The organism is Gilliamella sp. CG13 (assembly GCF_046635805.1).
In the GTDB taxonomy this organism is placed as follows: domain Bacteria; phylum Pseudomonadota; class Gammaproteobacteria; order Enterobacterales; family Orbaceae; genus Gilliamella; species Gilliamella apicola_I.
Genome location: NZ_JBIDFM010000001.1, coordinates 501,182 through 517,534, shown reverse-complemented (window position 1 = coordinate 517,534; position 16,353 = coordinate 501,182). Strand labels below are relative to the sequence as shown.

At 36.9% G+C, this 16,353-nt stretch carries 13 protein-coding genes and 1 CRISPR repeat array; all 13 genes read left to right on the top strand.

Annotation, left to right across the window (positions count from 1 at the left end; genetic code table 11):
• Window positions 1–64: 64 nt before the first annotated feature.
• The 13 genes from ACGH6R_RS02330 (at window position 65) to ACGH6R_RS02270 (ending at window position 16,263) form a co-directional block, all read left to right on the top strand.
• Window positions 65–769 carry an OB-fold protein gene (locus ACGH6R_RS02330; protein ID WP_267378289.1) on the top strand — a complete coding sequence of 235 codons (705 nt, stop codon included), beginning with the start codon at window positions 65–67 and terminating at the stop codon, window positions 767–769.
• 453 nt (window positions 770–1,222) lie between these two features.
• Window positions 1,223–2,107: a CRISPR direct-repeat array (repeat unit 29 nt; unit sequence GTGTTCCCTATACACATAGGGATAAACCG).
• A 136-nt stretch (window positions 2,108–2,243) separates the two neighbouring features.
• Window positions 2,244–2,546: a helix-turn-helix domain-containing protein gene (locus ACGH6R_RS02325; RefSeq protein WP_065559280.1), complete on the top strand. Its 303-nt coding sequence runs from the start codon at window positions 2,244–2,246 to the stop codon at window positions 2,544–2,546.
• 621 nt (window positions 2,547–3,167) lie between these two features.
• Window positions 3,168–5,705, top strand: a complete 2,538-nt coding sequence (locus ACGH6R_RS02320; protein WP_411598770.1) for a type VI secretion system Vgr family protein — start codon at window positions 3,168–3,170, stop codon at window positions 5,703–5,705.
• 3 nt (window positions 5,706–5,708) lie between these two features.
• Window positions 5,709–8,318: a hypothetical protein gene (locus ACGH6R_RS02315; protein ID WP_411598769.1), complete on the top strand. Its 2,610-nt coding sequence runs from the start codon at window positions 5,709–5,711 to the stop codon at window positions 8,316–8,318.
• A complete protein-coding gene (locus ACGH6R_RS02310; RefSeq protein WP_411598768.1) occupies window positions 8,319–9,125 on the top strand; it encodes a hypothetical protein in 807 nt (268 codons plus the stop codon). It abuts the gene before it with no gap.
• Window positions 9,115–10,050 (top strand): hypothetical protein, encoded by a 936-nt coding sequence (locus ACGH6R_RS02305; RefSeq protein WP_411598767.1) that lies wholly within the window; start codon window positions 9,115–9,117, stop codon window positions 10,048–10,050. Before ACGH6R_RS02310 ends, ACGH6R_RS02305 begins: the two co-directional genes overlap by 11 nt.
• A gap of 1 nt (window position 10,051) precedes the next feature.
• Window positions 10,052–10,858, top strand: a complete 807-nt coding sequence (locus ACGH6R_RS02300) for a hypothetical protein (RefSeq protein WP_411598766.1) — start codon at window positions 10,052–10,054, stop codon at window positions 10,856–10,858.
• Window positions 10,848–11,780 carry a hypothetical protein gene (locus ACGH6R_RS02295; RefSeq protein WP_411598765.1) on the top strand — a complete coding sequence of 311 codons (933 nt, stop codon included), beginning with the start codon at window positions 10,848–10,850 and terminating at the stop codon, window positions 11,778–11,780. Before ACGH6R_RS02300 ends, ACGH6R_RS02295 begins: the two co-directional genes overlap by 11 nt.
• 30 nt (window positions 11,781–11,810) lie before the next feature.
• Window positions 11,811–12,071 (top strand): PAAR domain-containing protein, encoded by a 261-nt coding sequence (locus ACGH6R_RS02290; protein ID WP_267380768.1) that lies wholly within the window; start codon window positions 11,811–11,813, stop codon window positions 12,069–12,071.
• Window positions 12,071–13,471 (top strand): hypothetical protein, encoded by a 1,401-nt coding sequence (locus ACGH6R_RS02285; protein WP_411598764.1) that lies wholly within the window; start codon window positions 12,071–12,073, stop codon window positions 13,469–13,471. Before ACGH6R_RS02290 ends, ACGH6R_RS02285 begins: the two co-directional genes overlap by 1 nt.
• A gap of 535 nt (window positions 13,472–14,006) precedes the next feature.
• Entirely contained in the window at window positions 14,007–14,834 is an 828-nt protein-coding gene (locus ACGH6R_RS02280) for an ABC transporter substrate-binding protein (protein ID WP_267360147.1), read from the top strand.
• 4 nt (window positions 14,835–14,838) lie between these two features.
• Window positions 14,839–15,564, top strand: coding sequence for an amino acid ABC transporter permease (locus ACGH6R_RS02275; protein WP_411598763.1), 726 nt, complete (start codon window positions 14,839–14,841; stop codon window positions 15,562–15,564).
• A gap of 15 nt (window positions 15,565–15,579) precedes the next feature.
• Window positions 15,580–16,263: an amino acid ABC transporter permease gene (locus tag ACGH6R_RS02270; protein WP_411598762.1), complete on the top strand. Its 684-nt coding sequence runs from the start codon at window positions 15,580–15,582 to the stop codon at window positions 16,261–16,263.
• Window positions 16,264–16,353: the final 90 nt, after the last annotated feature.

The window sequence follows — 16,353 nt, the reverse complement described above, 5'->3', positions numbered from 1 at the left end:
GAAAAGTTATATTTAATTTGTTAAGTTATGCTCATTATAAATTTTAAGTTACAGGAAATATCACATGAAAAAAGTAGTTTTTAGCGCCATCCTTGCTTGTATTGGTTTTAATGTCTCAGCAAATGAAAATGCAAAAAGGATCATTGAATTTTTAATAGAAGATGATATAGAAGTATTCAGAGCGAATGGAAAATCAGGTTTTATGGATGCAATGCCAACGGTTAATGCTGCACAGCTAATTAAAGAATATGGTGATAACCAATATGTTTATGAAAAAAAATATGATAAAAATTTGGTTAATATTAAAACAGTTGCATCAGGAGTAAAAACCAGTTTGACAGGCGATCCTTATGTAGTAGCAAATGGAAAAAATCAATTTGAATATGTTTCGCTTGAATTAAAAAATAAAGATGATGCCATGAATATCAATAAAGGAACTAAGCTTGATATGATTTGTCTTGGCTCTAAAAATAATGTCATATTTCCTTCGTTGAAAAGTTGCGTAACCGCTGATAGTTATTTCGATAAGTTCCTCAACTCAGTAATGAGCGATCTAGATAAATTAGATATAAATGATAAACCATCAAATAAACTTGAGGCTGTTTATTTAGCAATGTGGGAATTTGATAAGCAAAAACCAAATACATTAGAGAAATTTAAAACAGCTGAGGATTTTGAAAAAAATCAAGCAGATTTCATCGAAATTATGACAATTGCACAGACTAAAGCGAAGGATGGGGTCAAAAAATTTACATTACCAAAACCATAAAAAAGCCCTTTTAGGGCTTTTTTTCTATGCCAGTTACATGTTTTACGCAATTCAATAATAAACGTTACACCAATATTATGTAGAATAATAAAATATTAAACAAAACTAAACGATATTTTTCACTTAAATGATATCAACAAATGAATTGATATCAAATATGTACGGAAAGACCAATAAGATTAAATAATACAAAGATGTATGATGCACGGTAATTTATTATTAACCTTTAACCAATCGATTACAGACATATGATGATTCCAAATTGGTTGGTAGACAAAAAAATTACAAGAACGTGTATCGTAAAAAGTCCCTTATAAATCATATTTAACAGTTTGATTAAATTATAAATTTAATCTGTTATTGCTCAACTCTTAATTGCTCAAAAAAGAATCAAAAAAATCGGTAGAATTTTACACCTCTCTATTTTAATTAATAAACAATAAGTTATAATAAGTGTTCCCTATACACATAGGGATAAACCGTATTCTGCACGGTCGAAATAGTTGCCAATATCGTGTTCCCTATACACATAGGGATAAACCGCGATTATGGTATGCCTGAATTTTATTTAGATAGTGTTCCCTATACACATAGGGATAAACCGGGCGCTCCGCCTTTGCTTAATCTTGCATTGCTGTGTTCCCTATACACATAGGGATAAACCGTTTAATCTCCTCTCCAGATTGTCGGCGTATTCGTGTTCCCTATACACATAGGGATAAACCGGTGTTTCTAAACCCCTCACCCCTACCGGTGGCGTGTTCCCTATACACATAGGGATAAACCGGCTCTCTATGAGTAGAGAAATAATCATACATTGTGTTCCCTATACACATAGGGATAAACCGGAGCTAAATAATGAATTTGAGAGAAATTATAAGTGTTCCCTATACACATAGGGATAAACCGAGCGGGGATCGCGTACAACATATATTTAAACGGTGTTCCCTATACACATAGGGATAAACCGGTAAATATACTGCATCAGTAAGAGGTATATCTGTGTTCCCTATACACATAGGGATAAACCGGTTCCGCCCTGTCCGAAATTGGCGAGAACTTTGTGTTCCCTATACACATAGGGATAAACCGTTAAACGTTGCCGCTTAGGTATTTTTTTTTCGCGTGTTCCCTATACACATAGGGATAAACCGGTTTTTCGTGTCAGGAATTTACCGGATGGGAGCGTGTTCCCTATACACATAGGGATAAACCGTTCGCATGCGAACAAATGTTTTTACAGTGGTAGTGTTCCCTATACACATAGGGATAAACCGATACCGTTAGTAGAACCAAGAGAATTAAGAATGTGTTCCCTATATACATAGGGATAAACCGTTTTTGGTCGGCGTATCGGCTTTGCTATATAGCTGTTCCCTATAAACATAGGGATCCGCGTTTGTCAAAAAAACGAATAAAACGCCTGCTAATGCTCTAAAAATAGCTAGAACCCGACTACAGGAGATGATTGAAAATGACCACTAGAAAAAAACATAGCACAACATTCGAGGAACTCAAAAATAGGGTTTTAGCAAACCCCACAGCCCTAGCCGCGTATCGCGAATCCCAAAAAACGTGGAAATTGAGGGCATTTCTGATTAACGCGCGTGAACGCGCGGGGTTTACACAAACCGATTTGGCTGCACAGTTAGACGTGTCGCCGTCAAATATCAGTAGAATTGAAAACAACCCAGATCATGCCAATATAAAAACAATTTTTAAATATCTGGACGCGTGTAACGCGGACGTCGATTTTGTAATATCTGGCAACAAATAACGATCGTTTATAATAAGTTATACAAAATTATTAGTTACAGGTTATTGTCAATTAATTGAATTAATCATATAGTTAACAATTATTGATATTGCAAATTGTGATTGAGAATTGTTAATTGATGAAAGTGTTTGTTATAAATTTAAAAAGCGCTGTTGATGTGTTCCCTATAATAAACCGGATTCGCTGGAGCAGGACATAGCAAAAGCGGAGTGTTCCCTATATACATAGGGATAAACCAGGGATTTGTATTAGTAATATATACGATGACTTAAAAAAATGTTCCCTGTATACACAGGGATAAACCAAGACTTAATTGCGTTGTGTAAAGTGACCAACCCCAAATACAGGTAAAGTTTATCAGCTTAAAATAAAAGATTGTTAGAAAGTTGAATCGTGTATCGTGTCATTGTGACAAAAAATAAAATTATTATTTCCCCTTGATTCCCCATACTATTTAAATGGATGTTTTCTTGATTAAGCTCGTATTTAAATATCTTTGTGACATATCTCAAAAAAATGTATTTTGTAAGTATTATTATGTAAATTTTATGATAATATAATGAAAATAAATGCAGAATTTTGTTATTAATGTTAATCAATAGAATATAAGGGAACAAGGTTATGAAAACAAAGGAGCAGTTGATAGACAGTTTGTCTTCTTTAGCAGGAAACTTATTAACTGGACATTCAGCGCAAAATAATTATTCCCTTTCAATTGATGGTGTAGATTTACTCACAACAATATCAATATTATCACTTGAAGGTAAAGAAGAATTAAATCAACCATGGCAATATGCAATTCATTTTACCAGTCCAAATAAGCATATATCCATTGATTCGATACTTAATCAAACCGCATCGCTTACTTTTCATCCTCGTCAATTACCTTTAAAGTTAACTCAAATCAGTTCCCTTGATAAGCTTGATAAATCAAGAACAATTTACGGTGTTATCACAGAGTTCAGCCTTGTTTCAATGAGTAAAGACGAAGCGCATTATTGCGTTACATTAGTGCCAAGGATAGCCTTATTAGCCAACCATCACCAAAGTGCAATTTATCAAAACACAAGTGTTGTTGATGTGGTTGAAGAAGTATTACGAAATCATGGTTTTACAGGAATTGATTTTCGTTTTGAATTAAACGAAACCTATCCGGCTCGTGAATTTATCACCCAATGGCAAGAGTCCGATTTAGCGTTTATACAAAGATTACTTGCCGATGTCGGGATTTGGTTCTATTTCGAAACGCATCCTAAGCACCATTGTGATGTTATCGTGATGAGTGATTATGAACAAGGACTGGAAGATGCCGGCAGTATTATAATCAAACAGCCGAGTGGACTAACGGATAATCAACGTCATAGCATATGGGACTTACAATTTAGTACTAAAACCAAACCTAAGCAAGTTAGTGTTAACGACTACAACTATCGCATGGCAAACAGTCAACTACATGGCTCAACCAATAGCCAGCCTAAAGATATCACAACCCATGGCGATGACTACCGTTATGAAGAGCATTATAAAGTATTGGGTGATAAACAAACCGTTGAAAGCGGGCAATGGTATGCGCACATACGTCACCAACACTATATATCAGAACAATTCATTATCTATGGTAAATGTAATGATTATCAACTGGTGCCGGGTCAACGTCTTATTATTGAAGAATGTCCGATTTATGATATAAAAGAAGGTATTATCATTCTTTCTACCGAAAGTCATGGTAATCGAACAGACTCTTACGAAACCCATTTTACTGCCATTCCATATGATGTATTAAAACCTTATCGTCCTTTGCCACTTCCTTGGCCACAAGTTAGCGGTACTTTACCGGCACGGGTAACCAGTCCGGATGATGATACTTATGGTTATATCGATACAAAAGGGCGCTATCGTATTAAATTCAATTTTGATTTAAAAAATTGGAAAAAAGGCGAAGAAAGTTTATGGGTAAGACTGGCAAAACCTTATTCGGGTAATACGTACGGCTTTCATTTTCCGTTAATAGACGGTACAGAAGTGGCGGTTGCATTTACTAATGGTAACCCGGACAGACCTTATATTGCCCATGCTATGCATGACAGCACGCACCCCGACCATGTCACCACAATCAACAAACACCGCAATGTAATTCGTACACCAGCGAACAACAAACTGCGCATGGATGACAAACGTGGGCAAGAACATATCAAGCTTGCCACTGAGTACGGTAAAACGCAGCTCAACATTGGTCATTTAGTGGATAGCGAAAAACATAAACGTGGTGAAGGCTTTGAGTTACGCACTGATGAATGGGGGGCAATGCGTGCTGCTAAAGGGGTCTATATCAGCACCATATCGCAAGAAAAGGCTGAAGGTCAACAACTTGATATGAAACAATCAATCCAACAGGTAGAAAAATCTTTAGAAATTTCTTACACCTTGATTGAATGTGGCAAATTAAGTGGTGCTGAACCGGCTGACATTAACGAACAACAAACACTGCTTAGCGCAACTAATCAACTACAAGAATCAACGGTCGTCATTCACGGTGAAAAAGGGATTGCCCAAACATCACCAAAAAGTATTCAAAGTTCAGCCAGTGAAAATATTATTGTCACAGCAGGTAAAAATGCCAGCGTCAATATTTTAAAAAAATTATCCATGGCAGCTGGCGAAATGGTGTCGATATTCGCACAAAAATTAGGGATCAAACTGATTGCGGCATCGGGTCGCATTCAAATTCAAGCACAATCTGACGAAATGGAAGTAATATCCCAAAAAAATATGTTTATAACCAGTACCGATGGCAAAGTCACGATCAATGCCAATAAAGAATTATTACTACTCAGTGGTGGGGCAGGCATACGCATTAAAGATGGGACCATTGAGTTAATTGCACCAACCAGTATTTTACAAAAAACCGCACTATTGTCCTATTCTGGGGCGGAAAGTATAAAAGAAGTTACACCTTCTTTTCAAAAAGGCGATTTTGGGCGTAAATTTAAGTTACGTGTAAATGGATCACCCACTCAAGTACTTAAAAATCATCCTTACCGAATTCATTTTAGTGACGGTAGTACACAAGAAGGCATGACGGATGAAAGTGGTAACACCGAACAATTACCGATGACTGAATTAGATGATTTAAAAATTGAAATATTAACAAAGGAATGATGAATGTCGAATAAAACAGACTCAGATAAAGTACTTCATTCAGTTGAAAAGGTGAGTGGCGTTCCATCAAATTCGACCGATGCAATGTTAACCTGTAACGTTGATGTATCAGCACCACTACCTTGTATCGTTATTTTAATCCACGGGGTAAATGATATTGGTGAAGCATTTGAAAATCAGGATCAAGGTATCTGTGAAGGATTAAATAAGCGATTAGGTCGTTGTGATTTAATTCCCAATAAATGGGCGACGATTCAAGAGGAAAGTGACAACTTTGCACCAAGAATAGCAATAACCAAAAGTCACTACTCCCCAGTTATTCCCTTTTTTTGGGGGTATCGTCCGGTCGATAAACAAAAGTATGACGAAGATCAACGCGCTTATGAAAAAAGACTTAAAGATCCGTCGGTGATTGATCCAGAATTACCCTACAGCAGTTATTGGCTAGATCGGGAATTTAAATTAGATACCGGTACCCTTGAGGTTGATAAACTCAATAGCGATAATTTTTTCAATTGGATCGATTATGGTTATCACCGCAATGGGGGGCCGTTTGCCAATGCGACCACCTCGATCCCCGATATGTATGGACCAGGCATGTCAGGTTTACTTGCCTTTGGCGGAAAAATAGTTACCCCTGAAGGTTCAAAAAGCTACGATAACCCGCATCGTATCTATTTTGCTTTTGCAGCTTACCGGTTAGCAAATTTGATTAAAAAAATTAGGAAGGATACCAAAGGGCAAGATATTCCGATTAACATTGTGGCGCACAGTCAAGGCACTATTATTACTATGTTGGCAACTTTTTTATTAGCTCAAGACAATGTTTTGCCTGCTGATTGCGTAATTTTGGCACACTCACCCTATGCCTTTGACCCGTCGTATGCTGAAGTGTTATCGAAAGATCTCTATATGGGTATTCAAACTGCACAAAGTCGCGAAAAAACATTTATCAACTTTGTAAAAAAAATTAAAGATCTACAAAAATTGAGAATTAAAAAAGTTACTCCTGAAATACTAAAAGAAAACTACATTATTAATACCACCGTTAACCCTGATGAAAAATATATTCAAGCGGACGGTAGCGAAAAACAGTATGATCGCTTGGGCAAAGACGAGGAGATGTTTTATCGCGATAACTTTGGCAAAGTGTATCACTATTTTAGTCCCAATGATCACGTGGTTTCGTTATGGAATGTGCAAGGGATGGGGTGGCAAGGGATTCCTGACCATATCATTAAAGCGTGCCATGAAAATTTAAGGCAGCGAGTGTTTTCTCATAAAGTTATTGCCGGTAACAATCCGATCAATCCAAATTTTATTATTCCTTTAGTGAGCATGACTATTGATGAGCAAGATTACCCGGACTATATCAGTTTTGAGGATTATAAACAACGAGTTACGTATTTTACTGTCCGTGAAGAAAAAATAGCGAATGCAGTCGCATTACTTCCTGAACAGTTGCAAAAACTTAAGCAAGAACCGTTATTCAGCAAATTAGAAGGGACAATCGAAAATGGTATATATACTAAATACGGTCGTAAAGTGAGAGTGGTATATCGCCCGACTTTTGCCGAAATGGCAAAAAGCCACCCAGAACAAACCTATAATAAGGTATCGTCTAGTAAAATGAAAAAACAGGGTGCAATGTGCTCAAGTCCGGACGAGCTATTACGTGATAATCCAAGTTTAAAAATCAGACCCTATAATTATGTCGATGCATTGATAAAAATGTTGAAATTTGCAACGGCACAATGTGATAACTATTCCACTGGTGACATTCAAACAGCACCTTTTATCCTCACAGAGCGGATTATCAATGGTGAAGAAGTGCCCGAAACCATGATTTATCAAGTTGATCAGCCCGGTGATAAAACTAAACTGAGCCGTGCCATACATTATGGGGATATCTATAATAAAAATCCTCAAAAAATAGAAAAACTAAAACAAGGGACAATCAATGTAACCGTACCCCGACCAAGTTATATACCGCCATCTAACCCGATTGATCTATTGGGGCAACCAATCATTACCGATCCGGTTTTATTAAAAAAACTTAATGATGATTTGAAACTATCGGATCGAGGGATAAAATGCTTTAGGTATATTGGTAATAACGATATGGGAAAAGATAAAGACCAAATTCGAATTTATTATTATCTATCAAATCAACAATTAAAGGATGCCATTCGTGATCTAGTGGACAGTGAAGAGGATAAAAGTAGCCACCATTCAGGCATCACCAACAGCAAAGAAGCACCGGCAAAAATTATGGCTTACGATCTAGCCCTTGGCGTGGTGAACGGCATTACCCCGCAAGACCAGCGGCTTCTTTTTGAATGGCGTGCTATAGCCGATTGGCGCCACCCCGAAAATAACGATACGGAAACAGTCTTATATAGTCGTTATGGCATCTTGCCAAAACCTATAAAAGAAGCGATGAATTATCCAAGCAAACACATGCCAATTGGCGATGATTTAGTAGATAATAGTTTTTATCATGATCCTTCTAGCCGAGAAATTGCAATACAAGAACTAATGAAAGAAAAATATCGAAAATTAAGCGAAAAGCCACAATGGCCATTACCCGATCCCGATATTAAGGAGCCTTAAATGTTAGCATTTTGTTATCTTTTTGTGACAACAGGGTTAGTCATTTACAGTTACGTCCAAAAAAAGCGAGGGTTAATGGCGATTAGCTATTGCGCTTTTCTAATCTGTTTTTTGGCATTAATGCCGATACCTGGTCAAGATCGCACGGTTTTCGGGGCGCCCACCCAGATGGTATTTAAATTTGACAACTACCGTTCGTTGCAGCTGACCGGCTTAGGGTGTCAAGGGCGGTTATATTATATTGACGAACAAAAACAGATTTACTCGGAATTAGCGCTACATTCAGCTCAAGCACTAACCGAACCGTTTAGCCATATGCCCGAAGATTATATATTTGTGCCTTTAGATGATTATTCAGGGATTGACTACTCCCGTGACGGCGGGCGTACTTTTCGAACTACGCATTTTGAAACTTCGGATAAGGTAAAGGGGTATTACCGCCCAATGGTTGATACGGTTGAACAAATAGTGGTGCTGAATAATCAAATATTTGTATTGGATAAAAACAGAGGCATATACCGCTCACCACAGCCTTATGGTACAAGAATTGCTTATGATTTATTATCGCCAATCAACCAAGCCATTTTAGAAGGTTATGATCGCTATATGGGCCCCCGCTGGGACAATCCGCCTGCAAGCCTGCCAACAATGCCAGACCAGTACACGGGCTGGGACCGTTGGCGGTGTGACCCAAGTCTAAAGCAAGAGGTGATAATCCAAAGTCGCTTTAAACCGTTTCATCAATGGCAAAACAAGTTGCGAGCGATAATAGGATTAAGTCATGACGAGGTAACGCATGAATCATAAATTAAAAGGGCTATTTTTGCTGCTGGTTGTGGTGCCGGCAATAATCTGGTTGTCAGTTTATTGGGTTGGGAATGCTCGACCCGATCAGGTTCAAAAAGTGGGGTTAGATATTCCAATGGCTGAGCCACGGGAAGGGTATGAAATCGTCTACCCATATATGTATGACTTACCTAATAAAATCACAACAAGAACCATAACTCATTACGAAAAGGCAACATATTATTATTTAAGCCAAAAACGTCAGGTGGTTTATCGTTACGACGAACACCGCTATTTAGAGTTACAAGGTGAAAACTGTGAAGGGTTAATGTGGTATCACGATGACGCTAACAATATTCATACCCGAATCAATATTCCGTTTTTCACCAAAACACAATTGCCAACGTTTCACTATTACAATCCGGGCAAGAAATATATTGCTATTCCGGCGAATGATATGTCATTTGTTCTGTTTTCGTTAGATCAAGGGCGAACGTTTCACATTGGTGAAGTCACAAGCTATGCCGCAGTGCCGGCAGAAAAAGTCGAGCGTTTTATTGGTGTGGATGATAGTCCACTTAATGTAACATTTGAAGATGTAAGAAAGAGTGATCCAAATGGATTTATGAATACTATCGCCATTCCGGGCAATACCGGTTATTTTATATTAAAAAATGGTAATGTACTGTTTGGGGAAACCGTATTTTATGATAATGACAAGTTTGGAACAAAAAATCAGCAGTCATTTCATTCATTAAATGATATTGATCCAAGCCTTATCCAGCAAAAAAATCCTAATTTTTTAGGTATGCAACCATTTGGAGCATACTGGGAAATATATCACAACCCCAATTATTTAGAACGGGTGCAAGCCGCGCGAAGCATCCACCCCGAACCTTACCAAGGCTGGGATAAGATTCGCTGTGTTGTTGGGGCGGAAAAGTAATATGTTAGCATTTTGTTATCTTTTTGTGACAACAGGGTTAGTCATTTACAGTTACGTCCAAAAAAAGCGAGGGTTAATGGCGATTAGCTATTGCGCTTTTCTAATCTGTTTTTTGGCATTAATGCCGATACCGGGTCAAGACCGCACGGTTTTAGGAGCGCCCACCCAAATAGTGTTTAAATTTGACAACTACCGTTCGTTGCAGCTGACCGGCTTAGGGTGTCAAGGGCGGTTATATTATATTGACGAACAAAAACAGATTTACTCGGAATTAGCGCTACATTCAGCCCGAGCACTAACCGAACCGTTTAGCCATATGCCCGAAGATTATATTTTTGTCCCTTTAAGAGATTATTCAGGGATTGACTATTCCCGTGACGGCGGGCGTACTTTTCGAACCACGCATTTTCATACTTCGGATAAGGTGAAGGGGTATTACCGCCCAATGGTTGATACGGTTGAACAAATAGTGGTGCTGAATAATCAAATATTTGTATTGGATAAAAACAGAGGCATATACCGCTCACCACAGCCTTATGGTACAAGCACTGGCTATGATTTATTATCGCCAACCAACCAAGCTATTTTAGATCGGCATACCCGTTATATGGGTCCCCGCTGGGACAATCCGCCTGCAAGCCTGCCCAAAATGCCAGATCAATATACAGGCTGGGACCGTTGGCAGTGTGACCCAAGTCTAAAGCAAGAGGTAATAATCCAAAGTCGCTTTAAACCGTTTCATCAATGGCAAAACAAGTTGCGAGCGGTAATAGGATTAAGTCATGACGAGGTAACGCATGCATCATAAATTAAAAGGGCTATTTTTGCTGCTGGTTTTAGTGCCGGCAATAATCTGGTTGTCAGTTTATTTGGTTGGAAGTTCTCGACCCGATCAGGTTGAAAAAGTGGGGTTAGATATTCCAATGGCTGAGCCACGAGAAGGATATGAAATTGTCTACCCATATATGTATGACTTACCTAATAAAATCACAACCAGAACCATAACTCATTATGAAAAGGCAACATATTATTATTTAAGCCAAAAGCGTCAGGTGGTTTATCGTTACGACGAGCACCGCTATTTAGAGTTACAAGGTGAAAACTGTGAAGGGTTAATGTGGTATCACGATGATGCTAACAATATTCATACCCGAATCAATATTCCGTTTTTCACCAAAACACAATTGCCAACGTTTCACTATTACAATCCGGGCAAAAAATATATTGCTATTCCGGCAAATGATATGTCATTTGTTTTGTATTCGTTAGATCAAGGGCGAACGTTTCGTATTGGTGAAGTCACAAGCTATGCTGCAGTTCCATCAGAAAGGGTCGAGCGTTTTATTGGTGTGGATGATAGTCCACTTAATGTAACATTTAAAGATGTAAGAAAGAGTGATCCAAATGGATTTATGAATACTATCGCCATTCCGGGCAATACCGGTTATTTTATATTAAACAATGGCGATGTGCTTTTTGGAGAAACCGTATATTATGATCATGAAGCGCTTAGAACGTTTGAACAAGCCTTTCACTCTGTTAAAGGTATTGATCCAAGCCTTATCCAGCAAAAAGATCCTAATTTTAAAGGTATGCAATTTTTTGGAAAATACTGGGAAATATATCACAAACCTAACTATATAGAACGGGTGCAAGCTGCGCGAAGCATTCACCCCGAACCTTACCAAGGCTGGGATAAGATTCGCTGTGTTGTTGGGGCAGAAAAGTAAAAATATATAAAAAAAGGAGTTATTAATATTATGAAAGGTGTGATTCGCTTGGGTGATCCCCATTCACATGGTGGAAATGTCATTAGTGCGTCAGGCGCTAAATTTGAGGGAAAACCGGTTGCTTTAGTTGGTGATCAAGTTTCGTGTCCCAAAAAAGGTCATGGGGTGAATAATATTGTTGAAGGCCATCCTACTTGGAAAATGTTTGATCGCAATGTAGCTGTGAATGGTTGTAAAACTGCTTGTGGTTGTTCTTTAATCTCAACTTTACCCGTAGCAGGGAGCGAATAATGCAGTGGAAATTTCCTAATATACCCGAAAAAGCATTGCCTAAAAACTTTTCTATCTTTTTATATTTATTAGTTTTTGTGGTAAGTATTGCTATTTTTGCTTTTGTTGTAATACTTATCAATGCTGAAAACATATTACCTAGTCTAGGGTTAAGTTGCTTATATTTTGTTATTGCACCACTATGTTTTGGTTTGTCGATAACAGGGATAGTGTATAATATTTATCATCATAAATTACTTTACGTACTTTTTTTTAATAAAAAAATCGAAAGTAAACACGAACAGTGGCAAAATTGGACTCGTCAATCAATTTGGTTAGTTGATTCACAATATCTTACCGATATTGAGAATCTAGGCTTGAAAATTATGGGTTTAGAAGGTAGTCAACCAATGAACCCAGAAAAACAAGTTCCCATTTCGACTTTGCATAATTTGAATAGTTCAGCCTTTTTTTATGTATTTGAAAAAATACTGATTCCAATGAAAAAGAAAATTAATCAATTTTCAAATATAAAAGTGCAATTGAATACATTAAACAATTCAGATTTAGCTATGACTAATTTGATTAATTTTTGTCATTCAAATAATATCAGTATTCGTGATTCAAATATCAGTGCATCAGATCAAATCCCTTCGCCAAAAATGATTAATGAATGGGTAGATGAATATGATAATCAAACAACATTGATTATTAATTTGATGTTTGATGTCAAAAATAGTTTACCTTTTAGTGAATATTGTTGCGCTTTATTGTTTTCAAATGAATATAAAGCGTCAAAACTTTCAAAATTAAGAGTATTTCGTCCTCTTACAACCAAATTAACGGATTTAAGTGACGATATTGAGTATCTAATTAAAGCTGAGCAAGTTGATAAAAAGCAAGTTCGACAATTATGGGCAGCGCATTTACCTTCTTCTGCATTGAATATTCTAAAAGGAACATTTTTAGATAATAATAGTGAGATCATTATTGAACCGAATAAGCTTTATCATTTGGATGATAACTTAGGTGTTTTAGATGATAGCCACGCATGGTTGACGTTATCGCTTGCTGCCGAAGCCGTAAATCAAGGTCAAAAAGGGCAAATGGTGGTAGCGCAGTGTGGTGATGAGATTCATATAATGCAGTTGTATGATAAAAATATGCAGCCTTCAAATCAAAAAATTGAACTATTTATTTTACCGGTTGTTTATCTTATAAGTATCATTTCGTTACTGTTTACTTTGATTGCTTTAATTCCGGCTAACGAAAATATTTTGATGACCTGTTTTATCATTATTTTTGTGGCAGCCGTTGCTTTAGCTTTTATCATTCCGGTTTCTCAATATGGAGAAATAAAAACTTATGAGCATGAATTCCAAGAAATATGGTCATCAGAATTGGCAAAACTAGATCCATAAATATCCAAGTAGTCGTAATAAAAAATTGCTGATAGCAATGATTATTTAAAGGCATTTTGATATGTTTAGTTTTAACTGACTTTATTTTCACTAAGTTTTTTATAAATATAATGTTAAGTTAAAAGTATCGAAATAATTGTTATGTATCCACCCGATATTTTATTGATAAACTTATAACCTTATCAAGAAAGAGGGGGGTAATAACAATAATATTTTTAACTAAGTCACTGACGGTGGTTACCTTAATCGGCTCATTTTGGGTGGCGAGTTTGGCTTATGATAATTGAATTATTTCTTCGGCAATGAGCAGAAATTTATCTTACTTTTTATTTACTTTTTTGAGTGTCAAATCCGCCCGAGTGAGTGTAAATAGAATGTTCTCTAAATTCAGATAATTTTTTGCTTTACTTATAAAACTATAAGACATTTTTAAATATAACTTTAAGTTATAAGCATCTAAATAATCGTTATTTATCCCCCCAATACTTTATTGATAAACTTAAAACCCTATTAAGTCCAAAGGGGGATAATAACAATGAAATTTTTTACTAAGTCACTGTCGGTAGCTGCATTAATCGGTTCATTATTGGTCGCAAGTTCGGTTTATGCTGATCGTCTTGATGATATCGAAAAAAAAGGGGTAATTAAAATTGCGGTATTTGATAGTAATCCACCCTTTGGATTTGTTGATGAAAAATCGCATAATATTGTCGGGTTAGATGTGGATTATGCCAATCAAATCGGTAAAGCTTTAAAGGTAAAGGTTGAACTTGTACCGACTAATCCTGCCAATCGTATACCATTATTAACTTCACAAAAAGCCGATTTAATTGTGGCTAATTTCACCGTAACTGAGGAGCGTGCCAAAGCGGTTGATTTTAGTTTGCCTTATTTTGCTACCGGACAAAAATTTGTGGCAAAAAAAGGGGTATTAACATCACCGGATGATTTGAAAAATCTTCGTATTGGAGCTGATAAAGGGACAGTAATGGAAATTACTCTACGTGAAAAATATCCTACCGCTAAAGTAATTTCGTATGATGATACGCCGTTTGCGTTTGCCGCTTTACGTAATGGGGTGGTGCAAGCTATTACGCAAGATGATGCTAAATTAATTGGTTTACTTGCCAACGTACCCGAAGAGCAACGTGCTATTTTTGAAATCTCACCCTTTAGTATTACCCAAGAATATCAAGCGGTTGGCATTCCTAAAGGCGAAACTCGTTTAAAAGATAAAGTGAATCAAATCTTGTTAAATCTTGAAACAGACGGTGAAGCGGTGACGATTTATAATCGCTGGTTTGGACCCGAAACGACGTCAGCAATGCCTCGTGGTGATTTTAAAATCGGTAAAGGTCAATAAATAGATGTTTGAGCAATTACTTGAACCACGATATTTGTGGTGGCTGTGGGACGGTTTTTTAGTGACGCTTGCGATTTCGTTATTAACCATAATATTGTCAACTGTGCTGGGTTTTTTGTTAGTGATTGCTCAACAAAGCCATATCAAAATCTTAAAAGGTTTGGTGACATTCTATAATGCAATTTTTCGTTATTCGCCTTTACTGCCCCAACTGTTTTTTTGGTATTTTGGTGTCGGTAATTTATTACCAATTGAATTTAAAGTGTGGTTATTTGATGAACCCCAAATTCAACTCTTTTTTTTAACGTTAAAAATGCCTTCTTTTGAGTTTATTATTGGTTTGATTGCTTTAACGTTTTATTCCAGTGCTTTTATTGCTGAAGAGTTTCGGGCTGGTATTTTAGGTGTGGCGAAGGGACAACAACAAGCGTCTTTAGCGTTGGGGTTAACGTGGTGGCAAACTATGCGGTTTATCATTTTACCACAAAGTGTGCGCATCGCTTTTCCGCCATTAATTGGGCAATATATGAATATTATCAAAAATTCATCATTAACCATGGCTATTGGCGTGCTTGAACTTTCTTATGTTTCTCGGCAAGTCGAAACGGAATCCTTAAAGACGTTTCAAGATTTTGCTATTGCAACCTTGTTATATATTTTAGCCATTGTAATAGTAGGAACGGTTGGCAATATTTATCAAGCAAGTCGGTTGCAAATAAGTAAAGGTTAGTCAGTTATGGATTTTATGGGATTTGCTGTTATTTGGAATAATCTGGGTTACCTGATGTGGGGTAACTTTCCTGGTGGCATGTTTTTAACGTTATTAATGAGTGTTGTTGCAATTGTTTTTTCAACTATTTTAGGCATAGTAGCCGGTGTTGGTTTAACCGTGCTAAAAGGGGGAGTGCGTCAGTTACTTATCACGCTTCTTGCTTTTTTGCGAGCAATTCCAGTCATTATGTTAATTTTTTGGACTTATTTTCTATTACCCGTGATTTTTAATGTCGATGTACCGGCTATTGCTACCGTGATCTTTGCTTTATCATTAATTGGAGCAGCTTATATTGGGCATTCTGTTCATGCCGGTATGAATGCAGTTGGTAAAGATCAGTGGCAAGCGGCTTATTCATTGGGGCTGAATAAAGCGCAAGTGATTATCGCAATTATTTTACCACAAGCATTAAAGATGATGTTGCCGTCGTTTATTAATCAGTGGGTTTCACTCATTAAAGATACTTCTTTGGCCTACATTGTTGGTGTTGCCGAGTTTACCTTTGTGGCAACACAAATTAATAATCGTAATATGGTTTACCCGACTGAGATTTTTTTATTTGTCATTCTGGTTTATTTTTTCATTTGTTGGTTGCTTGATATTACGGTTTCATTTTTGGCAAGATGTTGGTTGCATTATGGCATCGACCACAAATAAACATGTCTAACTTTTCAGTATTTAAATTAAACCCATATAACGATAAGTCACTCAAGTAAAATAGATTAAAGGGGTTATTAAGGTTTTTTT